Source organism: Oerskovia sp. NPDC060338 (assembly GCF_042726295.1).
Classification (GTDB): Bacteria; Actinomycetota; Actinomycetes; order Actinomycetales; family Cellulomonadaceae; genus Oerskovia; species Oerskovia merdavium.
Genome location: NZ_JBHXCQ010000004.1, coordinates 269,249 through 292,409 on the forward strand (window position 1 = coordinate 269,249; position 23,161 = coordinate 292,409).

At 73.3% G+C, this 23,161-nt stretch carries 21 protein-coding genes and 1 pseudogene; 10 read left to right on the forward strand and 12 right to left on the reverse strand.

Translation table 11 applies throughout. The features are described from left to right. Nucleotides 1-72: 72 nt before the first annotated feature. Nucleotides 73-1,590 carry a glycerol kinase GlpK gene (gene glpK / locus ACFWGN_RS06990; protein ID WP_377616241.1) on the forward strand — a complete coding sequence of 506 codons (1,518 nt, stop codon included), beginning with the start codon at nt 73-75 and terminating at the stop codon, nt 1,588-1,590. An 84-nt stretch (nt 1,591-1,674) separates the two neighbouring features. On the opposite strand, the gene ACFWGN_RS06995 is transcribed toward glpK, so the two are convergent. After that, on the reverse strand, nt 1,675-2,067 hold the full coding sequence (locus ACFWGN_RS06995; RefSeq protein WP_377616242.1) for a hypothetical protein: 393 nt from the start codon (nt 2,065-2,067) through the stop codon (nt 1,675-1,677). Between the two features lie 95 nt (nt 2,068-2,162). Between ACFWGN_RS06995 and ACFWGN_RS07000 the strand changes: the two genes are divergently transcribed. Beyond that, entirely contained in the window at nt 2,163-3,461 is a 1,299-nt protein-coding gene (locus tag ACFWGN_RS07000) for an alpha/beta fold hydrolase (protein ID WP_377616244.1), read from the forward strand. An 87-nt stretch (nt 3,462-3,548) separates the two neighbouring features. On the opposite strand, the gene ACFWGN_RS07005 is transcribed toward ACFWGN_RS07000, so the two are convergent. Beyond that, nucleotides 3,549-5,048, reverse strand: coding sequence for a helix-turn-helix domain-containing protein (locus ACFWGN_RS07005; protein ID WP_377616245.1), 1,500 nt, complete (start codon nt 5,046-5,048; stop codon nt 3,549-3,551). Nucleotides 5,049-5,186: 138 nt separating this feature from the next. Between ACFWGN_RS07005 and ACFWGN_RS07010 the strand changes: the two genes are divergently transcribed. After that, nucleotides 5,187-7,142 (forward strand): phosphoenolpyruvate carboxykinase (GTP), encoded by a 1,956-nt coding sequence (locus tag ACFWGN_RS07010; protein ID WP_377616246.1) that lies wholly within the window; start codon nt 5,187-5,189, stop codon nt 7,140-7,142. Between the two features lie 99 nt (nt 7,143-7,241). Here the strand turns inward: ACFWGN_RS07010 and trpS are convergent, their stop codons facing one another. Beyond that, entirely contained in the window at nt 7,242-8,378 is a 1,137-nt protein-coding gene (trpS, locus tag ACFWGN_RS07015; RefSeq protein WP_377616247.1) for a tryptophan--tRNA ligase, read from the reverse strand. A 540-nt stretch (nt 8,379-8,918) separates the two neighbouring features. Between trpS and ACFWGN_RS07020 the strand changes: the two are divergent. Continuing rightward, nucleotides 8,919-9,194, forward strand: a pseudogene (locus ACFWGN_RS07020) (nitroreductase/quinone reductase family protein); the annotation flags it as partial. A gap of 262 nt (nt 9,195-9,456) precedes the next feature. Continuing rightward, nucleotides 9,457-10,326: an SMP-30/gluconolactonase/LRE family protein gene (locus ACFWGN_RS07025; protein ID WP_377616248.1), complete on the forward strand. Its 870-nt coding sequence runs from the start codon at nt 9,457-9,459 to the stop codon at nt 10,324-10,326. Nucleotides 10,327-10,436: 110 nt separating this feature from the next. On the opposite strand, the gene ACFWGN_RS07030 is transcribed toward ACFWGN_RS07025, so the two are convergent. Together ACFWGN_RS07030 and ACFWGN_RS07035 are read right to left on the reverse strand one after the other, a co-directional pair. Next, a complete protein-coding gene (locus ACFWGN_RS07030) occupies nt 10,437-11,294 on the reverse strand; it encodes a fumarylacetoacetate hydrolase family protein (protein ID WP_377616322.1) in 858 nt (285 codons plus the stop codon). Nucleotides 11,295-11,376: 82 nt separating this feature from the next. Beyond that, nucleotides 11,377-12,381 carry a C-terminal binding protein gene (locus ACFWGN_RS07035; RefSeq protein WP_377616249.1) on the reverse strand — a complete coding sequence of 335 codons (1,005 nt, stop codon included), beginning with the start codon at nt 12,379-12,381 and terminating at the stop codon, nt 11,377-11,379. Nucleotides 12,382-12,472: 91 nt separating this feature from the next. Between ACFWGN_RS07035 and ACFWGN_RS07040 the strand changes: the two genes are divergently transcribed. From ACFWGN_RS07040 to ACFWGN_RS07060, 5 genes are all read left to right on the forward strand, one after another. Beyond that, entirely contained in the window at nt 12,473-13,240 is a 768-nt protein-coding gene (locus ACFWGN_RS07040; RefSeq protein ID WP_377616250.1) for an SDR family NAD(P)-dependent oxidoreductase, read from the forward strand. A 60-nt stretch (nt 13,241-13,300) separates the two neighbouring features. Next, the gene (locus tag ACFWGN_RS07045; RefSeq protein WP_377616251.1) at nt 13,301-13,654 is read left to right on the forward strand and encodes a nuclear transport factor 2 family protein; all 354 of its coding nucleotides are present in this window, start codon (nt 13,301-13,303) and stop codon (nt 13,652-13,654) included. 200 nt (nt 13,655-13,854) lie between these two features. Then, nucleotides 13,855-14,442 carry a hypothetical protein gene (locus ACFWGN_RS07050; protein WP_377616252.1) on the forward strand — a complete coding sequence of 196 codons (588 nt, stop codon included), beginning with the start codon at nt 13,855-13,857 and terminating at the stop codon, nt 14,440-14,442. 7 nt (nt 14,443-14,449) lie between these two features. Continuing rightward, the gene (locus ACFWGN_RS07055; protein ID WP_377616253.1) at nt 14,450-15,715 is read left to right on the forward strand and encodes a sensor histidine kinase; all 1,266 of its coding nucleotides are present in this window, start codon (nt 14,450-14,452) and stop codon (nt 15,713-15,715) included. Continuing rightward, complete coding sequence (locus ACFWGN_RS07060; protein WP_377616254.1) at nt 15,712-16,380, forward strand: response regulator; 669 nt, start codon at nt 15,712-15,714, stop codon at nt 16,378-16,380. Before ACFWGN_RS07055 ends, ACFWGN_RS07060 begins: the two co-directional genes overlap by 4 nt. 82 nt (nt 16,381-16,462) lie before the next feature. On the opposite strand, the gene ACFWGN_RS07065 is transcribed toward ACFWGN_RS07060, so the two are convergent. From ACFWGN_RS07065 to ACFWGN_RS07095, 7 genes are all read right to left on the reverse strand, one after another. Next, entirely contained in the window at nt 16,463-16,960 is a 498-nt protein-coding gene (locus tag ACFWGN_RS07065; protein ID WP_191804443.1) for a DUF1269 domain-containing protein, read from the reverse strand. A gap of 110 nt (nt 16,961-17,070) precedes the next feature. After that, on the reverse strand, nt 17,071-17,844 hold the full coding sequence (locus ACFWGN_RS07070; RefSeq protein ID WP_377616255.1) for a cation transporter: 774 nt from the start codon (nt 17,842-17,844) through the stop codon (nt 17,071-17,073). Next, nucleotides 17,841-18,173, reverse strand: a complete 333-nt coding sequence (locus ACFWGN_RS07075) for a helix-turn-helix transcriptional regulator (RefSeq protein WP_056649628.1) — start codon at nt 18,171-18,173, stop codon at nt 17,841-17,843. Before ACFWGN_RS07075 ends, ACFWGN_RS07070 begins: the two co-directional genes overlap by 4 nt. A gap of 102 nt (nt 18,174-18,275) precedes the next feature. Beyond that, entirely contained in the window at nt 18,276-19,199 is a 924-nt protein-coding gene (locus tag ACFWGN_RS07080) for an SDR family NAD(P)-dependent oxidoreductase (protein ID WP_377616256.1), read from the reverse strand. Continuing rightward, a complete protein-coding gene (locus tag ACFWGN_RS07085) occupies nt 19,196-20,602 on the reverse strand; it encodes an enolase C-terminal domain-like protein (RefSeq protein WP_377616257.1) in 1,407 nt (468 codons plus the stop codon). Before ACFWGN_RS07085 ends, ACFWGN_RS07080 begins: the two co-directional genes overlap by 4 nt. Beyond that, nucleotides 20,599-21,417, reverse strand: a complete 819-nt coding sequence (locus ACFWGN_RS07090) for an SDR family NAD(P)-dependent oxidoreductase (protein WP_377616258.1) — start codon at nt 21,415-21,417, stop codon at nt 20,599-20,601. The genes ACFWGN_RS07085 and ACFWGN_RS07090 overlap by 4 nt, the downstream gene beginning before the upstream one ends. Then, the gene (locus ACFWGN_RS07095) at nt 21,414-23,045 is read right to left on the reverse strand and encodes a hypothetical protein (protein WP_377616259.1); all 1,632 of its coding nucleotides are present in this window, start codon (nt 23,043-23,045) and stop codon (nt 21,414-21,416) included. Before ACFWGN_RS07095 ends, ACFWGN_RS07090 begins: the two co-directional genes overlap by 4 nt. Between the last annotated feature and the right edge of the window lie 116 nt (nt 23,046-23,161).

Here is a 23,161-nt window from a genome sequence, read left to right on the forward strand (position 1 = left end):
CGACCCTTCGTGAACTCCCGCCGCGCAGCGCGGCACCCGCTCAACCACACCGACGTGAAGGACTGACACACCATGGCCGACTACGTTCTCGCCATCGACCAGGGAACCACCAGCTCCCGGGCCATCGTCTTCAACCACGCCGGGGAGATCGTCTCCTCCGGCCAGCTCGAGCACGACCAGATCTTCCCGCGGGCCGGCTGGGTCGAGCACAACCCCGAGCAGATCTGGAACAACGTGCGCGAGGCCGTGGGTCTCGCGCTGACCCGCGCGAACGTGACCTACACCGACATCGCCGCGGTCGGCATCACCAACCAGCGCGAGACCGCGGTCGTGTGGAACCGCAAGACGGGCAAGCCCGTCTACAACGCGATCGTCTGGCAGGACACCCGGACGCAGAAGATCGTCGACGAGCTCGGCGGCGAGGCGGGCCCCGAGAAGTACAAGGCGATCGTCGGCCTGCCCCTCGCGACCTACTTCTCCGGTCCCAAGGTCAAGTGGATCCTCGACAACGTCGAGGGCGCCCGCGAGGCGGCCGACGCCGGCGACCTCGTGTTCGGCAACACCGACACCTGGGTCCTGTGGAACATGACGGGCGGCGTCGACGGCGGCGTGCACGTCACCGACGTGACCAACGCGTCGCGCACCATGCTCATGGACCTCGACACCCTGAGCTGGCGCGAGGACATCGCGGCCGACATGGGCATCCCCCTCTCGATGCTCCCGGAGATCAAGTCGTCCTCCGAGGTCTACGGGAAGGGCCGCCCCGGCGGGCTCCTCCCCGGTGTCCCGATCGCGGGCATCCTGGGCGACCAGCAGGCCGCGACGTTCGGCCAGGCGTGCTTCGAGGTCGGGCAGGCCAAGAACACGTACGGCACGGGCAACTTCATGCTGCTCAACACGGGCACCGAGAAGGTCATGAGCGAGAACGGCCTGCTGACCACGGTCTGCTACAAGATCGGCGACCAGCCCGCCCGCTACGCGCTCGAGGGCTCGATCGCCGTCACGGGCTCGCTCATCCAGTGGCTGCGCGACAACCTCGGCATGTTCTCGGACGCGCCCGACGTCGAGTGGCTCGCCCGCAAGGTCGACGACAACGGTGGCGCGTACTTCGTGCCCGCGTTCTCGGGTCTGTTCGCGCCGCACTGGCGGTCCGACGCCCGTGGCGCGCTCGTAGGCCTCACGCGCTACGTCAACAAGAACCACATCGCGCGCGCCGCGCTCGAGGCCGTCGCGTTCCAGACCCGCGAGGTCCTGGACGCCATGAACGCGGACTCGGGCGTCGACCTCACCGAGCTGCGCGTCGACGGCGGCATGGTGCAGAACGAGCTGCTCATGCAGTTCCAGGCGGACCAGCTCGGCGTGGACGTCGTGCGGCCCAAGGTCGCAGAGACGACGGCGCTCGGCGCCGCGTACGCCGCGGGCATCGCGGTCGGGTTCTGGCAGGGCGAGCAGGACGTCATCGCCAACTGGGCCGAGGACAAGCGCTGGAGCCCGTCGATGGACGAGGGCGAGCGCGAGCGCCTCTACCGCAACTGGAAGAAGGCCGTCAGCAAGACCCTCGACTGGGTCGACGAGGACGTCGAGAAGTAGTCCTTCTCGCAGCCTCGCCGGAGCCGGCGTGACCTCCGGGTCACGCCGGCTCCGGCGTGTCAGGAACCGACCGGCTCCGGCGTGTCAGGAACCGACCGGCTCCGGCGTGTCGCCCGGTCGGACGATCCGCCCGTCGTCGCTCACGAGGCCGACCGCGACCCCGGTCGTCGCAGCGATGCGCAGGCACGCCGCCTGCGCCGCGCGTGCCTGGGACCAGCCGAACGCGACGTAGAGCAGCTCGCGCCCGATCGAGTAGTCGGCCAGGCGGGGATCGTCGACGTCCTCGTCGGCGTCCGGCCCGTTCATCGGCGGGAACTCCTGGGCCAGCGCGTCGTAGAACGTCCGGAGGGCGACGGACGTGACCGCGGGGTCCGTGTAGTCGTGGTCCTCACCCCACTCGGCCTGCTCCTCGAACCATGCCTCGAACCCGTCGTCGTCCACGGTCTCCGTGGCGAACACGGCGATGTCGTAGCTCATGCCTGCCTCCTTCTCGATCCTGCGGTCGCACGCTACGGACCGCCTCCGACACACCCGGCCTCCCGGACCGGCACGCGCTCGATAGGCTCGTCGTCATGACCTCCGTGAGCTACACCGTCCCTGGGATGCACGTCACCGACCACGAGGTCGAGGTCCCGCTCGACTGGTTCGACGAGACCGACTCCCGCCGGATCACGGTCTTCGTGCGCGAGCTGGTCGACCCGGTCCGACGGCATGACGACCTCCCGCTGCTCGTGTTCCTCCAGGGCGGCCCGGGCGGCAAGGGCCCGCGCCCCACGGGGCCGGACGGCTGGGTCGGCACCATGCTCGCGACGCACCGCGTGATCCTGCTCGACCAGCGCGGCACGGGCCGCAGCTCAGCCGTGCGCGGGCGCCACCTGGCAGCGCTCGGCGACGCCGCCGCGCAGGCCGAGCACCTCTCGCACTTCCGCGCGGACTCGATCGTGGCCGACGCCGAGCACGTGCGCCGCACGTTGTTCGGCGGTCGCCGCTGGGAGTCGCTCGGGCAGAGCTACGGCGGCTTCCTCACGCTCACGTACCTCTCGCGCGCCCCCGAGGGCCTCTCGGCCTGCTACGTCACGGGCGGGCTCGCGGGCCTCGAGGCCGACGCGACCGAGGTCTACCGCCGCACCTACCCGCGCACCGCGGCCAAGAACGCTCGCTTCGCGTCGCGCTTCCCCGACGACGTCGCACGCCTCGCGCGCATCGCGGACAGGATCGCGGTGGGTGACGTCACGCTGCCCGACGGCGACGTTCTCTCGGTGCGACGCCTCCAGACCCTCGGCATGGACTTCGGCATGAAGCCGGGCTTCGAACGCGTCCACTGGCTCCTCGACGAGGCGTTCGACCACGGCGACGAGGACCTGAGCGACACGTTCCTCAGCGAGGTCCGGGACCTGACCTCGCTCCGGACGAACCCGCTGTACGCGGTGCTGCACGAGTCGATCTACGCCTCGGGCCACGGGGCCACGGGCTGGGCCGCCGAGCGGGTCCGCGCCGAGCACCCGGAGTTCTCCCCCGAGGCCCGACCGCTGCTCTTCACGGGCGAGATGATCTACCCCTGGATGTTCGAGGAGATCGCGGGCCTGCGAGACTTCCGGGGCGCCGCCGAGGAGCTGGCCCGCCGCGAGGACTGGACCACGCTGTACGACCTGGACGTGCTCGCGGCCAACGAGGTCCCGGTCGCCGCAGCCGTCTACTACGACGACATGTTCGTCGACGCCCACCTGTCGCTCGACACGGCCTCGCGCGTCGGGAACGTGCAGGCGCTCGTCACGAACGAGTTCGAGCACGACGGGCTGCGCACGGGTGACGTGCTGGAGCGGCTGCTGCCGCTCGTCGACCAGCAGGGAGGGCCGCTGCGCGACGCGTGACGGTCCTCGCCGGGACGGATCGGGCTCAGGCCCGCCGGGCGGGTCCGGGCAGGTCAGGTCGCGCAGGGCGGACCGGCACGTCCCTGCTCACTCCGCGCCGGGCGACGGCGCGTGCTTCTCGAGGAACGCGTAGACCTCCGAGGCGTCCACCCCGGGGAACGACCCCGAGGGCAGGGCCGACAGCACGTGCTGGTGCATGCGCGCGCTGGGCCACGCGACCTCCTCCCAACGGCGCGCGAGCTGGGCCTGGGGTCGGCGGCAGCACGCCTCGTCGGGGCAGGTCGAGGCGCGCCGCACGGTCGTCTCGCGTCCTCGGAACCACTTGGCCGAGGCGAACGGGACCCCGACCGTGATCGAGAACTCGCCCGTCGTCGTCGTGCCCGTCTGGGTGCTGCACCAGAACGTGCCCGCCGGGGTGTCCGTGTACTGGTAGGACTCGGTCGCCCGGTCGCGGCGCGCGAAGGCCTCTCGTGCCGCCCACCGGCGGCAGACGAGCTGCCCCTCGATGGCCCCCGTGACGTCGGCCGGGAACGGCAGACCGTCGTTCGCGTAGCCGCGGTAGAGCGCGCCGTCGTCGCCCACGCGCATGAAGTGCACGGGGATGCCCAGGCGCGAGGTCGCGAGGTTCGTGAAGCGCTGCGACGCGGCCTCGTGCGAGACGCCGAACGCGTCGCGGAAGTCCTCGACCGCGAGGTCCTTCTCCTTCTTGCGCTGCTCGAGGAACTCGACCGCTGCGGACTGCGGCATGAGGCAGCACGCCGCGAAGTAGGTGATCTCGACGCGCTGGCGCAGGAAGTGCGCGTACGACGTGGGCCGCTGGTGCCCGAGCACGCGGTGCGCGATGGCCTGCAGACCGAGCGAGCGCAGGCCGTGGCTCCCGGGGATCGAGGCCGGCGGCAGGTAGATGCGGCCGTTGCGCAGGTCCGTGACCGTGCGGGTCGAGTGCGGCAGGTCGTCGACGTGGAGGAGCGTGAAGCCGAGCTGCTCGGCCATGCGGGCGACCGTGCGGTGCGTGAGCGCGCCCACCCGGTAGCCGGCCCGGCGCGTCATCTCCTCGGCGAGGTCCTCGAGCTCGGGGATGTAGTTGTTGCGCGACTGGCGCTCGAGGCGCAGCTCGGTGTTGGCGCGGCGCGCCTCCTCGGGCGTCGCGATGGCCTCCGACGCGCGCCGCGCGAGCTCGCCGTGCAGCCCCACGAGGTTCTCCAGGACCGGCAGGGGCAGCTTCTGGGAGGCCTTGACCGACGGCAGGCCCAGGGTCGCGAAGAGGGGGCCGCGCTGGGCCCGGTCGAGCTCGATCTCGAGCGCGGCACGGCGCGACGGCGGCTCGTCCGCGAGCAGGTCCGTCACCGCGACGTCGAGCGCCCCGGCGAGCGCCTGGAGCAGCGACAGGCGAGGTTCGCGCTTGCCGTTCTCGATGAGCGACAGGAGGCTCGCGGTGGTCCCGACCTGCGCGCCGAGGGCGTCGAGGGTGAGATCCCGACCGGTGCGGAACCACCGGATTCGACGGCCCAGCGTGATGAGGTCGGTGGTCGCAGGGGCGGGGACCTCGGGGGTCGTGGGGATCTTGCGGTCTTCGTCGACGGCCATTCCTTGACTCTATGTCAAGAACCGCGATTCTTGACAGGGATCTGAGTGGAAAACTGCGTCGTTCCGGGTCGAAGGTGGAAACAGCAGAACAGACGCCCACCGGGCGGACGACACCCGCCCAGGACCGGAGACCCGATCATGACCGTGACCGCCAACCCTCGCCGCACCCGCCACGCCGCCCTCACCGAGGACCTGCCCGACACGCTCGCCGCGACCACGGCCGGAGCGGCGTTCGGCCCCGGTACCCGCTCCGCCGTCGGCGCGGCCCGCGACCCGCGCGCCTGGGTCCGCGAGATCGCGGACCTGACCGAACCCGACGCGGTCGTGTGGTGCGACGGGTCCGCGGCCGAGAAGCAGCGGCTGATCGATCTCATGGTCGACGCGGGCACGCTCCGCCCGCTCGACCCCGGGCTGCGCCCCGGCAGCTACCTCGCCCGCTCGGACCCGAGCGACGTGGCCCGTGTCGAGTCCCGCACGTTCATCTGCTCGCAGGACGAGGCCGACGCGGGCCCCACCAACAACTGGCGCGAGCCCGACGTCATGCGCGCCGAGCTGCGCGGGGTGTTCGACGGCTCGATGCGCGGCCGCACCATGTACGTGGTGCCGTTCTCGATGGGACCCGTCGGCGGGCCCCTCTCGCAGGCAGGCATCCAGGTCACCGACTCCCCGTACGTCGTCGTGAGCATGGGAGTCATGACCCGGGTCGGCAGCGACGTCCTGGCCCTGATCGACGCCGGTGCGCCGTTCGTGCCCGCCGTCCACTCGGTCGGAGCCCCGCTCGTGGTCGATCTCCCGGACGGTTCGGTCGACCTCCACGAGGACGTCGCGTGGCCCTGCAACGACACCAAGTACATCGCCCACTTCCCCGAGACCCGCGAGATCTGGTCGTACGGCTCCGGGTACGGCGGCAACGCCCTGCTCGGCAAGAAGTGCTTCGCCCTGCGCATCGCCTCGGCCATGGCCCGCGACGAGGGCTGGCTCGCCGAGCACATGCTGCTCGTCCGGGCCACCTCGCCCGAGGGGCGCGCCTATCACCTCGCCGCGGCCTTCCCCTCGGCGTGCGGCAAGACGAACCTCGCGATGCTCCAGCCCACCGTGCCGGGGTGGAAGGTCGAGACCATCGGCGACGACATCGCGTGGCTGCGTCGCGGCCCCGACGGGACGCTGCGCGCGATCAACCCCGAGGCGGGGTTCTTCGGCGTCGCCCCCGGCACGGGCATCGACACCAACCCCGTCGCGGTCGCGACGTTCGACCGCGACACCATCTTCACCAACGTCGCACTGACCGACGACGGCGACGTCTGGTGGGAGGGGCTCACGCCCGAGGCCCCCGAGCACCTGATCGACTGGCGCGGCAACGACTGGACGCCGGCCGACGGGGCCGCGGGCACGCCCGCCGCGCACCCCAACTCCCGGTTCACGGTCGCCGCCGCGCAGTGCCCCACGATCGCCGACACCTGGGAGGACCCTGCGGGCGTCCCGATCGACGCGATCATCTTCGGCGGGCGCCGCGCGACCAACGTGCCGCTCGTCGCCCAGGCCTACAGCTGGGAGCACGGCGTGTTCATGGGGGCGACGATCTCGTCGGAGCGCACCGCAGCAGCCGAGGGCGCGCTGGGCGAGCTGCGCCGCGACCCCTTCGCGATGCTGCCGTTCTGCGGCTACAACATGGCCGACCACTGGGCGCACTGGCTGAGCGTCGGCGCGGGGCTCGACCCGGCCAAGCGGCCCAAGATCTTCCAGGTCAACTGGTTCCGCAAGGGAACCGACGGCTCGTTCCTGTGGCCGGGGTTCGGGGAGAACTCGCGCGTCGTCGCGTGGATCGCCCAGCAGGTCGACCGGTCGCGCGGCCTGCGGACCGACGCAGGGGCGGTCACGAGCGCCGTCGGGCTGCTGCCCGCCCCGGGCGCGCTGGACGTCGACGGGCTGGACCTCCCGGAAGGCGCCCTCGACGCGCTGTTCGAGGTGGACGCCGCGTCGTGGCTCACCGAGACCGAGCTCACGAGCGAGTTCTTCGACACGTTCGGCAACCGGGTGCCGGACCAGCTCTGGGCACAGCTCGCGCGGCTGCGGTCGCGGCTCGGGGCCGAGTGAGTCGACGCCCTCCTCGCCGAGGGTGGCGCAGCGCCCGCTGCGGGAGACCATCGGTCTCCCGCAGCGGGCGCTCACGCGTGTGCCCCCGGTCCGGACCCGTCAGCGGTAGACCATGCCCATGAGCTCGCGCACGTCGGCGAGCGTCCGGTCCGCGATCTCGTTCGCCCGCGCGTTGCCGCGCGCGAGGATCTCGAGCACGTCCGGCCCGTCGCCTGCCGCGAGCGCCGCGCGCCGGGCTCGGAGGGGTCGCAGGTGCTCGACGAGCGCCTCGGTCACGAGCGCCTTGAGCCGTCCCGCTCCCGCGTCACCCACCTCGTCCGCGATCTCCTCGGGCGTGCGCCCCGTGCACAGCGACGCGATCGTCAGGAGGTTCGCGACCTCGGGCCTGGCCTCGGGCTCGTAGGTGATGGCCCGCTGGGCGTCGGTCTTGGCCCGCTTGACCCAACGGGCCGTCTCGTCCTCGCTCGCCCCGAGCGGCAGCGTGTTCCCCCGGCTCTTGCTCATCTTGGTGCCGTCGGTCCCGAGGATCGTGGGCGAAGGAGCGAGCAGCGCGTCGGGCTCGGGGAAGTAGGGGTTGGCGGCGGAGTACCGCTGGTTGAAGCGCCGCGCGACCGTGCGCGTCATCTCGAGGTGCGGCAGCTGGTCCTGTCCCACGGGCACGAGGTTGCCGTGGCAGAAGAGGATGTCGGCGGCCTGGTGCACGGGGTAGGTCAGCATGAGCCCGCTCATCGCCCGGCCGCCGGTTGCCGCGGTCTCGGCCTTGACGGTCGGGTTGCGATCGAGCTCGGCGACGCTCACGAGGCTCAGGAACGGCAGCAGGAGCTGGTTGAGCGCGGGGACCGCGCTGTGCGTGAAGACCGTGGTCCGATCGGGGTCGATCCCCGCGGCCAGGTAGTCGAGCAGGATCTCGCGCACGGTCGCGCGCAGGTCGCCCGCCTCGTCGCGGTCGGTGATGACCTGGTAGTCGGCGAGGATCAGAAAGACCTCGACGCCCGCCTGCTGGAGCCGCACGCGGTTCGCGATGGTCCCGAAGTAGTGACCGATGTGCAGCGCGCCCGTCGGGCGCTCGCCCGTCAGGACGCGGAAGTCCGCGGGGTCCGCGGCGATCCGTGCCTCGACCTCGAGGCTGCGGGCCCGGGCTGCGTCGAGGGTCCCGACGGCGGAGCCCGCCTCGGGCGGACGAGTCCCCCGGGCAGGGGTGGCTGCAGCGGCGGTTGCTGCGGTGGTGAGGGTCATGGGTGCTCCTTGGATCAGGAGCCGCCCTCGCTCGCCGGAGGCGACGGAGGGCCGACCCGGGCTGCACAGAGGGCAGCTCGGGGGACACGACTGGTCACGGCTGCGAGGGCAGCCACCACCAGTTGCGCGTTGTCATGGGTCCTAGGCTACGCCTGCCGTCGCCCCGGGCACGCAGCCGCGGGCCGCCGAGCAGGCCGTCCGCCTCGCCCCCTGCACGCCGGACCCGTTGCCCTCCCCTGCCCCGAGGGCCTAGGGTCGAGGCCGTGACTACCGGGTCGGCCTTGGGCCACGAGCGAGCAGGTTACCCGGCCGCTGAGTGACCGCGGGGCGGCCTCGCGGGCCCCCGCACCGGCGCGTGCCGCAGGTCCGCGCCTCCTCGACGCCGTCGCCTCTCGGAGACGCCTCGAACCGGCCCTGTCCGCTCGCCCTCGAGCCACGGGCCCCTCCCCCGCACGACACCTGACCCGAGCCCGGCCGCGCCGGCGGCTTGCCGCGCGTCCGCACGCCTCGGGTCGACCACACCTGGAGATCACACCGCGCATGCCCCTTTCCTTCAACGACCAGATCATCGACGAGTTCCGCACCAACGCCGGCCGTGTCGGCGGCTACTTCGAGGGAGCGCGCCTGCTCCTGCTGACCACGACGGGCGCCCGCACCGGGGCACGGCACACCGTGCCCCTGGGCGCCCTGCCCGACGGCGACCGCCGCGTGCTCATCATCGCCTCTGCGGGCGGCGCACCCCAGCACCCCGCCTGGTTCCACAACCTCGTCGCGCACCCGCTGGTGACGGTCGAGGACGGACTGCGCACGTACGAGGCGCTGGCACGGTCCTGGAGGGGACGGAGCGCGACACGCTCTTCGCCCGGGCCGCCGCGTCGGAACCGGGCTGGGACGCGTACCAGGCCACGGCGCGACGCACCCTGCCGGTCGTCGCCCTCGAGGCGCCGGCGCCCGCCTCGTCGGCCGGGTCGACGTCCGACGAGGCCCCGCGCTCGGTCGACAGCATCGCCTGACGGGTCCGGCACGGGGGTCGGTGCGCACGTCCCGCACCGGCTCCCTGGTCCGGGAGAATGGCTCCATGCGCGCCGAGAACATCACCGGTCCCGTTGCCCACCACGGCGAGGGGCCGGTCTGGTCCCCCACCTGGGGCGGCCTGCGGTTCGTCGACATGATGGCCGGCGACCTGCTGACCCTGGGGCCCGACGCGTCCGTGACCCGACGCCACGTGGGCGACTACGCGACCATGGTGCGTCCGCGCTCGCGGGGCGGCTACGTCGTCGGGCTGGAGCGTGGGCTCGCGCTCGTCGACGACGAGGACCCCGCCTCCCCCGTGCGCCCGTTCCCCGAGCTGTGGAGCGACCCGACGGTCCGCCTCAACGACGGCTCGACGACGCCCGACGGCGCGTTCTACGCGGGGTCCATGCCGTTCGACGACCGGGCGGGCGCGGGCGCCCTGTTCCGCATCGAGCCCGACGGCGCCGCTCGCCTCGTGCTGTCGGGCGTCACGTGCTCGAATGGGCTGGGCTTCTCGCCCGACGGGACGCTCGCGTACTACGTGGACACGCTCACGTGCCGGGTCGACGTGTTCGACTACGACGCGGGCGCGGCCGAGCCGCTCGCGAACCGTCGGGCCCTGGTCGAGATCCCGCGCGAGGACGGGCTGCCCGACGGGCTCACGGTCGACGCCGAGGGCGGGGTATGGGTCGCGCTGTGGGGCGGCAGCGCGGTGCGCCGCTACGCCCCGGACGGCTCGTTGTCCGAGGTCGTCGAGCTGCCCGCCTCGCACGTCACGGCGTGCACGTTCGGTGGCGCGGACCTCGACGAGCTGTACATCACCACCTCGCGGCTCATGATCGGCGAGCCGTTCGAGCCCGAGACCGACGCGGGGTCGGTGTTCCGCGTGACGCCCGGCGTGACGGGGCTGCCGGTCCTGCCGTTCGCGGGCTGACGCACGCGAGACGGGAGAGGCGCCGGGAATCCCGGCGCCTCTCCCGTCTCACGTTCACCGGGCGCACCCGGCACCGGCCCTCCGACGACCGCCGGCTGTACCTCGGCGCGTCACACGACCGCGTCGCGGACCTTCTGCTCGCACCGGCCCAGGCCCTCGATCTCGACGGCCATGACGTCGCCATCGACCAGGTAGGGGAAGCGCCCCGAGAGCGCGACCCCCTGCGGCGTCCCGGTGTTGATGACGTCGCCCGGCTCGAGCACCATGTACTGCGACAGGTGCCACACGAGGAAGTCGACGTCGAAGATCATGTCGGCCGTCGAGGAGTCCTGGCGGACCTCCCCGTTGACCCACGAGCGCAGGCGCAGGTTCGTGGCGTCGATCTGGTCGGCCGGGACGAGCGCGGGCCCCATCGGGTTGAACGTCTCGCAGCTCTTGCCCTTGGACCACTGACCGCCCGAGACCGCCATCTGGTAGTCGCGCTCGGACACGTCGTTGGACACCGTGTACCCGGCGACGTGCGCCGCGGAGTCCGCGGGGGACGCGAGGTAGCGGGCCTTCTTCCCGATGACGATCGCGAGCTCGACCTCCCAGTCGACCTTCTGGGCGCCCGGGGGCAGCAGCACGTCGTCGTCGGGCCCGACCACGGTGTTGGAGTGCTTCCAGAAGATGATCGGGACGGTCGGCGGCTCGGAGCCGGACTCGGCGGCGTGCGCGGCGTAGTTCATCCCGATGCACACCACGGCCGTGGGCCGGGCCACCGGGGGCCCGACCCGCAGCGCGTCGGCGTCCACGACCACGGGCAGCTCGCCCGCGTCGAGGGCGGCCCGGGTACGTGCGACGCCGTCGGCCGCGAGGAACTCGCCGTCGATGTCACGGGTCAAGGAGTCGAGCGAGTAGGTGGTGCCGTCCGCGGTGCGGACGACGGGGCGTTCGTGGCCGGGGAGGCCGAGGCGCATGAGCTGCACGTGCTGCACGGTGGTGCTCCAGGAGGGTCGGGTCCGACGGTGGGCGCGGAGCACTCACCGTCGGACAGGGGTGGACGGAAGGTCAGCGTGCCAGGGCGCGGGCGTAGTCCGGGTTGACGATCGACCCGACGGGACGACCCGCGAGGAACTCGATCGCGTTCTGCGCGGTGTGCACGGGCAGGTCGGCCATGGCCTCGGGCGAGAACCAGGCGGCGTGGGGGCTCAGGAGCACCTGGTCGAGCGTCCGCAGGCGCGAGTCGGCGGGGAGCGGCTCGTGCGAGAAGACGTCGAGGGCCGCGGCCCCCAGGTGCCCGGCCTCGAGCGCGTCGGCCATGGCGTCCTCGTCGATCAGCGGGCCGCGGCACGTGTTGACGACGACCGCGCCGGGCTTCATGGTCGCGATCGACGTCGCGTCGAGCAGGTGCCTCGTGGCCTCGCTGAGCGGGGCGTGCAGGCTCAGCGCGTCGGCCTCGGCGATGGCCTGCTCGCGCGAGACGGGCAGGTAGCCGGCCGCGGCGACGTCGGCGTCGGGCACGAACGGGTCGTGGACCAGGACGCGGTAGCCGAGCGCCGCGCAGCTGCGCGCCACGAGCGAGCCGATGCGGCCGTAGCCGATGACCGAGACCGTGGTCGCGGACAGCCGCGCGGCCATGGGGCGCGGGGCGGTCGCGGCCCAGACGCCGTCGCGCACGGCGCGGTCGTAGCCGACCAGACCTCGGCTGAGCCCCAGGACCATCGCGACCGTGTGGGACGCGACCTCCTCGATGCAGTAGGTCGGGGTGTTGGCGACGGCGATCCCGCGCTCGGTCGCGGCGACGACGTCGACCATGTCGTAGCCGATGCCCATGCGGCTGATGAAGCGGACGCCCTCGATCTCGTCGAGGACACGTGCGGTGAGGGGCGCCCACTGGACGACCAGGGCGGACGGGGTGGCGCCTGCGGCCGCGGCGTCGCGGACGAGGGCGATGACGTCGTCCTCCGTACGGGCCGCCCCGCGCACGACACCGAGGCCGGCGGCCGTGACGGTGTCTTCGCAGGCGGTGCCCGGGAGGTCGCAGTCGGTGATGACGACGGTGTCGGGGTTCATGAGCCCAAATGCTATAGCATCTAGCAACCCACGGCCAGCGTGCATGGACGCGATGCTTGCGATCCGCACGATTTGCTATAGCGTTTGGGCCATGGCTCGACGACTTGCGCTGATCACGGGCGCCAGCTCCGGGATCGGTTCCGCGACCGCCCTCCAGCTCGCCCGTGACGGATACGACCTCTGGCTCACCTACGCCCACGACGAGCTCGGGGCGCGCACGACCGCGGACCTCGCGACCGAGCTCGGCGCGACGTGCCACGTCTCGCGCCTCGACCTGCGCGACGTCACGTCGGTCGAGAAGCTCGTCGCGGACGTCACCCGGCACTGGGGCGCGCTCCACGTCCTGGTCAACAACGGCGGCATGTGCCCCTACCGCGCGCTCGACGACATCGAGCTCGACGAGTGGGACGCCGTCATGGAGACCAACGCGCGCGGCACGTTCGTCCTCTCGCGCGCCGCGCTCCCCCTCCTGCGGGCCGCCGCGGCCCCCGAGGGCGAAGAGCCCGTCGACCGCAGCATCGTCAACGTCGCCTCGATCGCGGGCCAGCAGGGCGCGCTCAAGACCGGGGTCCACTACGCCGCGAGCAAGGGCGCGCTCCTCGCGATCACGCGCAGCTTCGCGCGCCTCCTGGCCGCCGAGGGCATCCGCGCCAACGCGGTCACGCCGGGTCCCGTCACGAGCAACATCACGAACCAGCTCGACGACACGGGCCGCGCGGCCCTGACGTCCGCCATCCCGCTGGGCAGGTTCGGCACGCCCGACGACGTCGCGTGGGTCATCGCGTCGCTCGCCTCCCCGCGGGCAGGGTTCGTCACGGGGGCCACGTACGACATCAACGGCGGCGTCCGGATCGACTGACGCGGTCGGACCGACCAGCGCGCAACCACCCACCTGACGACCGACGAGACGAGCAGACGCATGACCGAGCGCACCGCACCCCCGAGCGAGACGGCCCACGCCGTGGTCACCGAGCAGGTCGCCGCGTTCAACGCGCACGACCTGGAGCGGTTCCTCGCGACCTACGCGCAGGACACCGTGGTCGTGGGAGTGACGCCCGAGCCGATCGTCGGCAAGGACGCGCTGCGCGCGTTCTACGGCCCCCGCCTCGCAGGCGGCGATGTGCACTGCACGATCGACGCCTCGGTGGCGTACGGTGAACGATGGGTGGTCGCACGCGAGATCGTGACGACCTCGAACGGGTCCGGCGAGACCGTCGCCACCTTCGAGGTCCTCGACGGCGTCATCGCCCGGGCGAGCATGCTCAAGGCCTGACGCCCCCACGAACGCGAAGCCCGGTCGGTCACCCCCCTTGATCGATCGGGCTTCGCCCTGCCCGGACCCGTCGGGGGCGAGCAGGGCCTCCACCCCGTTGCCAGGATCTCCACCCGGATCTCCACCCGCGGACCGTGGGCACGGGGGCTCGGGCCGAGCAGGCTGAGGACGTCATCCCGCCTCGCCCTCTGGAGCCCTCCGTGAACCCCGAGAACCTCGAACCCGCACTGATCGCCGTCGCCGTCCTCTGCTGGCTCGGCTACCGGCAGACGACCTGGCGGGCCGTCTCGGCGCGCATGTGGACGCTGCCCGCGATCCTGGGGGCGGTCGGCCTGCTGTCCCTCTCGTCGGCCCTCACGACCCGGCCCACCGGGCTCGACCTGGTCGTCGTCGCGAGCGAGCTCGTGGTGTCGGTCGGTGTGGGTGCGCTCATCGGCGCGATGACCTCGTTCCGTGCGATCGACCCGGCCGCCGCCCCAGCGCCGGGACGGGCACAGCGTCGTCGGGACCGTGCGGTCGCGGCCGGCGCGACGCTCGAGGCGCGAGCCGGGTGGGTCGCACTCACCCTGTGGGTCGCGCTGATCGTCGCACGCCTCGTGACCGGCGCGCTCGCAGGCGCCGCCGGAGCGCACCTCGCCGCCTCGGCGGGCGTGATCCTGCTGCTGCTCGCAGCCAACCGGGGGGCTCGCGTCCTGGTCGTGACCGCCCGCGCGGGTCGCCTCGCCCGCGACGACGCCGCGTCCGAGAACCGGGGGGCGAGCCAGCGTGCGACCGCGCAGGTCGCATGATGGTCCCGTGAGCACCCCCGCCCCCTCCCAGGGCACCCGTCCCCCGTCCCACGACGAGTCCGGCGACGCCCGGCCCGCCGCTCCGCCCGCGGGCGGGCCTCCCCCACCCGGGGACGCGCTGCGGCGCCAGGTCCTCGCAGCCGACACCGGGCACAGCCGGACGGGCCAGATCCTCAACCTCGCCGGGGCCGCCGTGGTCGCCTTCGTGCTCGCGAACCAGCTCGTGACCTCGCCCGCACCCAGCCTCCTGACGCTCGTCACGTGGCTGGGCCTGGTCGCCGTCGCCGCCTGGGTCGTCCGCGTGTTCGTACCGCTCCAGCGGGTCGGCCTGGTCACGGCCGCCGAGGTCGTGATGACGGTCTGCGGCGCACTCGTCGTCGTCCCCACGGGCGGCCTCACGATCGCCCCGGTCTTCGCCGCCATCGTCATGGCGATCGGCCGGCCCGCTCGCCCCCTGGGCTACGGGATCGGGCTCGCGGCGACGGCCGTCGCGCTCCAGGGCGTCTTCCTCGTCGTCCGGGGGGACTTCCCCGCGGTGCTCGTCCTCGGGATGGTCGCGGTGTTCGTGCTCGCAGCGACCCTGGGCTTCAGCCGGCGGCAGTCCCGGCTCGCGACCGCCGGCACCCAGCTCCTCGCGGCCGAGCGGCTCGTCGCCGCGCACGACCGCGTCCGCTCCGCAGCCTTCGAGGAGCGGGCCCGGATCGCGCGGGACATCCACGACGTGCTGGCCCACAGCCTGGGCGGGCTCGTCGTCCAGCTCGACGCGATCGAGGCCCTGCTCGAGGCGGGGGACGTCGACGGGGCCGCGTCGCGGGTCGCGGCCGGACGGCGCCTGGCCGCCTCGGGCCTGCGCGAGGCGCGATCGGTCGTCAGCACCCTTGCCGTGCCCGACGACGACCTGGCCTCCCTCCTCGCCGACCACCGTGAGCTGGGGGGCACGGTGAGCCTGGTCGAGTCCGGGGATCCTCGTCCCCTCGGTCGCGAGCAGTCGACGGCTCTCCACCGGGCGGTGCAGGAAGGTCTGAGCAACGCCCGCAAGCACGCGCCCGGGATGCCCGTGCGAGCGACGATCGTCTGGGACGATGCTCGCGTGCTCCTCACGCTCACCACTCCCCGGTCCCCCGGCCCGCGCTCGCCCCTCGCTGCGACAGGAGCGGGCCACGGGCTGACCGGGATGCGCGCCCGGATCTCCGCCCTCCCGCTCGGCGGCGAGGTCCGGGTCGGCGACGACGCCGAGGCGTTCACCGTCGCGGTCGCGGTGGCCCTGCGATGAACGACGAGAGCATCCGCCTCCTGGTCGTCGACGACCAGGCGATCGTCCGAGACGGCCTCGTCACGGTCCTCTCGCTCGTCCCCGACTTCGAGGTGGTCGGCGAGGCCTCCGACGGCGGGGAGGCCGTCCGGCTCGCCGCGACCCTGCACCCCGACGTGATCCTCATGGACCTGCGCATGCCGGGGGTCGACGGCGTCGCCGCCACCGAGCAGATCCTGGCCGCGCACCCGGCCACGGCCGTCCTCGTCCTGACCACCCATGCCGACGACGCGTCGATCCTCGGCGCCCTGCGGGCGGGAGCCCGCGGCTACCTCACCAAGGACGCCGGACGGGTCGAGGTCGCGAACGCGATCCGCACGGTGGCGCTCGGCCAGACGCTCCTGGCTCCCGCGGTCAGCGACGTGCTGGTCGGGTCGCTCACCGGGCGGGGCCCCGCCGTGACCGTCTCGGCCCCGACCTCCTCGCTCCCGCTGTCGCGCCGGTTCCCCGCCCTGACGGCCCGGGAACGCGAGGTCCTGGAGCTGGTGGGACAGGGGCTCAGCAACTCGGAGATCTCCGAGCGCCTCTTCGTCGGCATGACGACCGTCAAGACCCACATCAACGCGATCTTCGCGAAGCTCGAGGTCCGCGACCGGGCGCAGGCGATCACGCTCGTGCGCTCGTAGCGCAGGCGCCTCCCTCCCGGAGGCGGCACGACGACGGCCCCGGTCCGTGCGGACCGGGGCAGTCGTCGTTCCTTGCCTGCGGTCAGACCGCGTCGTCGAAGGCCGCGCGGAGCTTGGCCTCCTCGTCGGTCGACAGGTTGGTCTGGATGAGCTCACCGTGGATGCCCTGCGCCTTGAGCGCCTCGTGGACACGGTCCATGACGGCCCCGGACGTGAGGACGAACAGCGCCGACGTGCCGGGCGTGACCTTGGACCGCACGGTGTCGATGAAGTCGTCGTCGATCCCGACGTCGGTCAGCGAGCCCGCGAGCGCCCCGGCGGCCGCGCCGATCGCGACGCCGATGATCGGGATGAAGAAGATGATCCCGAACAGCAGGCCCCAGAACGCACCCCCCAGCGCGCCGATGCCCGTCGTGTTGTTGGACTGGCGCGTCTTGGGCTTCTTCTTGCCCTCTTCCCACGACACGATCGCCGCGTCCTGCACCTGGATCAGCTCCTGCTTCTGCAGCCCGAGCAGCGCGTCCTCCGCCTGCTGCGCACCTTCAGGAGTCTCGAACTTCCACACGGTCAGCGTTGCCACCACATGCCTCGTTCCGTCGTCGTCGGTTCTCGGGAGGACGCCGTCCCGGTCCGGGCGCGGGTCCTCCTCGACCGTAGGTGCGGTTGCCCGGCGCCGCCATCGGAGGCCGGTCAGCCGGCACAGCAAGAGCAGCCGTCGCCGTCGGGCGTCTCGCCACCCGTGGCACGCACGGCCGGGTCCGACGGCGCGCCCTCCTCGCCGTCGGACGCCGTGGTCGAGCGGCTCAGCCCGGCGACCGGGGTGCAGCACGCGTCGCCGCGCCAGGCCTCGACGCCCTCCTTGATCGCGACGGCCGCGATGACGAGCGCCGCGATCGGGTCGGCCCACGTCCAGCCCAGGGTCGTGTTGAGCAGCAGGCCCACGAGCAGCACGGCCGAGAGGTACGTGCACAGGAGGGTCTGGCGCGAGTCGGCCACGGCCGAGGCCGAGCCGAGCTCGCGCCCCGTGCGGCGCTCGAACCAGGACAGGAACGGCATGACGGCGAGGCTCACGGCCGCGAGCACGATCCCGACGGTCGAGTGGTCGGGCTCCGAGGCCCCGAGCAGGGTCCGGACGGCGTCGACGCTCACGAACAGCGCGAGGCCGAAGAACGACACCGCGATGAGGCGCATGGCCGTGCGCTCACGGCGGTGCGGGTCGGGGGCCGCGAACTGCCACGCGACGGCCGCGGCCGACAGCACCTCGACGACCGAGTCGAGGCCGAAGCCCACGAGCGCCGCCGAGGACGCGATGCGCCCGGCCGTGATCGCGACGACCGCCTCGACCACGTTGTAGGCGATGGTCGCGGTGACGATCCAGCGCACGCGGCGCTCCAGGAGGGTCCGACGGGCGGGCGCGAGGTCCTGCCCGCGCACCTCGCGGGCGGAGGTCGTCGTGCCGGTCATGAGCAGGTGCACCCGTCGGGCGAGCAGCACGTGGGGTCGACCGTGACGACGAGCCGCAGCAGGTCGTCGAGGGCGGGCGCGAGGTGGCTGTCGGCGAGCCGGTACCAGGTGCGTCGGCCGTCGGGGATCGCCTCGACGAGCCCGCACCCGCGCAGGCACGCGAGCTGGTTGGACATGACCTGGCGCGAGACGCCCAGGGCGTCGGCCAGGTCCGAGGGGTACGCGGGCGCTTCACGCAGCGTCAGCAGGATGCGCGTGCGCGTCTCGTCGGACAGCGCGTGCCCGAGCCGCGCGAGCGCCGCGGTGTGCGTGAGGGTGACGGTCTCCATGGACTGGACAGTACACGGGATCGTGAATCCAGAAAAGGCTGTACCAGTCGGCGGTGCGGGGCGACGGGGCCGCCGGCTCGTGCGAGCGACGGCCACCGCCCCTCACCCCAACCCGTACCGCGCGTCGAGCTCGGCGTCGTGCGGCAGCGTGCCGAACGACGCGGTCCATGCGCCGTCGGCCGCGATCGACTGCCCGGACACGTACGACGACTCGTCCGACAGCAGGAACGCGACGACGGCCGCGATCTCCGACGACTCGGCGATGCGTCCCAGCGGCGGGCCCTCGGCGAGCCCGCGCTCCTCGGCCGCAGGGTCGGCGGCGTTCGCGATCTGCGCGTCGAGGTGCGGCGTGCGGACCCCGCCCGGAGCGACCGTGTTGGCCCGGATGCCGTAGCGCCCGTACGTGACCGCGACGCTGCGCGCGAGGGCATCGATGCCGCCCTTGGTCAGCTCGTAGGCCGCGTGGTCGACGAACGAGGACCGCCCGTGGATGGACCCGACGTTGACGATCGACCCGCCGCTCACCTGGTCGGTGAACGCCTCGACCGCCGCCGCGGCGCCCCAGAGGTAGCCCAGGCCGTTGATCTCGACGACGTCGCGCGCCGTGCGCTCGATCGCCTCGGCCCGCGCCGGGTCGCCCAGCGCGTGCAGCGGCGTGGTCTGGGTGATGCCCGCGTTGTTGACCCAGCCGGCGAGCGGCGCGAGGGTCCTCGCGACGCGCGCGGCTTCGCGGTGCGCCTCGCGGTCGCGTGAGTCGGCGAGCACGACGGCCGCGCAGATCCCCTCCTCGACCGTCCCCGAACCAGGGCTCCGCTCGAGCCCGACCACGGCCCACCCGTCGGCGGTCAGCCGCGCTGCGATCGCGCGGCCGATGCCCTTGCCGCTCCCGGTCACCACGACGCTGCGGGCCGCGGCGGGTCCTGGCACGGAGCCTTGTCCGGCCGGGTTCTGGGCGGCAACCGATCCTCGCTCGTCGTCGTGCCCGACGGCGGAGCTCGCCCTGGGCGTGCCGGTCGGGTCGGTCATCGGTCCTCCTGGTCGCCGAGCATGCGGTTGTCGTCGGTCGAGCATGCGGTGGTCGTCGTTCCGGGGCCCGTTTCGGACGCCCACCGCATGCTCGGCAGCGAGGGCTCGGCCTCGAACGTGAAGTACGTCGGCGAGAGCGTGAAGCCCAGGCCGGGGGCCTCGGGCGGCAGCGCGGTGCCGCCCGAGAAGTCGGGTCCGCCCTCGACGAGCAGCGGCGCCGGGTCGTAGGGGTTGCCCTGGACGGAACGCTCGAACGTCTCGACCCCGATCCCCGCCGCGCCTCCCAGGTGCACGCTGACCTCGGGGTACACGTGGCTCGACGTCACCAGGCCCGCGGCCTGCCACGACCGGACCAACGGGTCGGCCGCGGTGATGCCGCCGATCCCGACCACGTCCACACGAGCAACGTCGAGCGCGCCGAGCGCAGCGAGCCGCGCGAAGACCTCGGGGTCCGTGACCTCGTCGCCGATCGCGAGCGGCAGCCCCGTGACCTCGCGGACGCGGGCGGCACCCGCGGCGTCCTCGGGGAGGACCGGGTCCTCGAGCCAGGCGAGCGCGGGCGGTTCTCCCGCCCCCGCCCGCGCACCGATCCCCCACGCGTCGAGGTCCGCGAGCGCGTCGTCCGCGTCGCGCCAGCCGAAGCCGACGTCGACCACGACACCGCTGCGCCCGGCCTCGGTCGGGCGCCCCGTGACCCCGGGCAGCTCGGCGCGCAGGATCGCGAGCAGGTCGCGCATGAGGTCGCGGTCGGGCGAACGGGAGATCTTGAGCAGCGGCCAGCCCTCGCGGGCACGGTCGAGCACCTCGTCGGCGACGTCGCGCGCCGTGCGACCGGGGGTCGGGTAAGCCGCGACGAGGATCGCCGGGCGGGCCGCGGGTGCGATCGCGCCGGGAGCGGCCGGCGCCCCGGCCGCCCCGTGCTCACCGTGAGCCGGCGACCCGAGCCGAGCGCCGCCGTCGGGCAGGGACCGCTCCAGGAGGCGCCACACCGGGACCCCCGCGACCTTGCCCGCGACGTCCCACAGCGCGACGTCGACCAGGCCGATCGCCCGGCGCACCAGGCCCACGCGCCCCACGATCGCCGAGCCCCGCAGCGCGGCGTCCCACGCCGCGCGCACCCCCACGGCCGGGTCCTCGACCGGGAGCCCGCGGCCCACGACGTGCGGCGCGACGAGGCGCTCGACGATCTCGGCCATGGGCGCCTCGCGCGTCAGGGCGTAGGAGACGCCCGTGACCTCGGTGCCGTCGGGCAGGACCGCCCGCACCTGGACACCCACGTACTCCCGGCGCGCGACCGTCATGGCCCCGAGCTGCAGAGGCTGCGGCAGGGGCACGACGGTCGTCGAGGTGCGGACGCCCGTGATGCGGACGGCGCCGGCGGTGCCCGCGGTCCGGCCCGTCATTCCGGCTTCTTCGCGAGCGGGACGCCGTAGTCGATGATGAACCCGCCGTCGACGTAGATGGTCTGGCCGATCACGTACTGCGACTGGACGGACACGAGCCAGCTCACGGCGTTCGCGATCTCCGAGGCGTCGGCGAGGCGGCCCGCAGGGATGCGCGCGAGGATCGTCTCCTCCTTGAGCGTTCCCGCCGCGACCCCCTGGCGGAACACACCCGTGTCGATGTACCCGGGCGCGACCGCGTTGACCCGCACCCCGCGCGCAGCCCACTCGGCGCCCGCGGTCGAGGTCAGGCCGATCACGGCCGCCTTGGTCGTCGAGTAGGGGGCGCGACCGGCGGAACCGCGCGCCGAGACCGACGAGATGTTGACGATCGCGCCGCGACCGGCGTCGAGCATGTGACGACCTGCGGCCTGCAGGCAGTTGAAGACGCCGTGCAGGTTGACGTCGACCACGGCCTTCCACTCGTCCCAGCTCAGGTCCTCGATGCCCCGGTGGCGCTGGATCCCGGCGTTGTTGACCAGGACGTCGATCCCCCCCGTCGCCGCGGCGACCGCGTCGAACGCCGCCCCCACGGCCGCGTGGTCCGTCACGTCGAGCGCGGTCCAGACCAGGCCGGGCTCGGCGGGCAGGGCTCCGAGGTCGAGCGCCGGCAGGTCGTGCTGGACGACGTCCGCGCAGACCACGCGGTAGCCGTCGGACGCGAGCCGCTCGGCGATCTGTCGGCCGATGCCGGCCGCGCCGCCCGTGACGATCGCGGTGCGGAGCGGGGTGCCGGCCGGGGTGCCGGTCGTGGTCGTGGTGCTGGGGATGCTCACTGGTCCTCCGTGGAAGTCTGCGCTGGTACGGGCGTCGTCGCCGCCAGGGTGTCGATGAGGTGGTTCGCGTGCTGCTCGAGCCGCGCGAGCGACCCGGGCGCGAGCGGCGACTGCCACGCCTGGTAGGCGCCGCGCTCGTGGGCCTGGTCGGTCGGCAGGTACACGAACCCCGGGCCGTTGGTCAGGTTCGCGACCACCACGGGGTGGTCGCCCGCGTGCTCGCGGACCGTGCGCTGGAAGCGCGAGTACGCCTCGCCCGGGTGCGCGACGAGGAACCCGTCGCCGATCTGCCACACCCACGTGGGGTGCTCGACGGTCGGGCCGGTCACGTAGCCGTCGCGCAGGTTGCGCGCGCGGCGCAGCCGCTCGTCGCGGCTGCGCGGGTCGATGTCGGCCCACTCGGCCTCCATCTGCGCGAGGGTCGGCAGGTCGCGCAGGTCCAGCCCGACGACGTCGCTCACCGCGCGCAGGACGCGCGAGCCCTCGACGGGGCGCGGCTCCCACATGCCCAGCGGCGCTCCGGACTGCACGACGTGCGTGAGCGCGAGGGCCGTGCCGGGGGGCGGCAGCTCGGCGAGCGCCGCGAGGACCGCGTGCCCGAGCGAGGTGCCGTGCCGGTCGGCGACCGCGAGGTCGCCCGTGTACTGCTCGCGGGGGGCCAGCTCGCCCGAGGCGCCCTGGAAGAACGCGACGGGCGCGCCGGTCGACTCCTCGACGAGGTCACGCATCGCACCCACGTAGTCCGGGGAGACCAGGGTGTTCTGCCACGCGAGCGTCGTGGGGTGGCACGCGTAGTTGACGATCGTCGCGAGGGGCGTCGCGGCCCGCCCGGTGACGACCCTGCTGAGGCGGCCGATCACGACCGTGTCGTCGGTCGCCGCCTGCGGGACCGCCGGGTTGAAGCCGATCACGGGGGTGCTGAGAGCCTCGGTGGCGCCCTGCGTGGCGTCGGCAGTGGCGTCGGACGTGGCCGTCGCCGACGTGCCGCGCGTCGTCGCGACGGGCTCGCCGTGCGACCCGCCGCCACCGAGGACCAGCTCGCGGTCCGCTGCGAGCGAGCAGCGCCCCGTGGTCCACTCGAGCGTCGCGGGCGCGAGCGAGGCCACGGCCTCGCGGCCCGCGTCGACGGCCTGCGCCGCGAGGTGCTCCAGGTAGGCGGGGATGAGCTCACCCCCCTCGAGGTCGACGTCGTGGCTGCACAGGACCGGACCCGCGTGCGTGTGGGACAGCGAGATGAGCAGCCGCTCGGGCGGCAGCCCGAGGCCCGCGAGGACCGCGTCCCGCACGCCGCGCTCGTCGTCGACGCGGCGCCACCACGTGGCGTCCACGGTGATCATCACGAGGGGTTCGTCGGTCCGCCCGGGGTGAGCGACGCCGTCGGGCACGCTTCCTGATGCGGGGCGGGCTGCGCCGTCGGGCGTGCGGTGCGAGGGCGAGGCGCCGGACGCCTCCTGTGCGAGCGCGATCGCGGTGAGGGTCATCGCACGGTGCGACCCCTCCGAGGCGTTCCAGTCGGCCGGGCCCCAGTTGCGGGCGCGGATGCCCACCGGAGGCGTCACGTCCCGGCGGGCGACGCCCGCCAGACCGTGGAAACCAGGCACCTTCACCTGGTCGTGCAGGGACACCATGGATCCTCCTCGAGCCTGTGCGTGAACCCTCGAATGCTATAGCATGTAGTGAGGGGGCAAGCCGTCCGGTGGCCCTTCGCTTCGATGGTGGCACGACGACGCGCCCCGCGCAGACC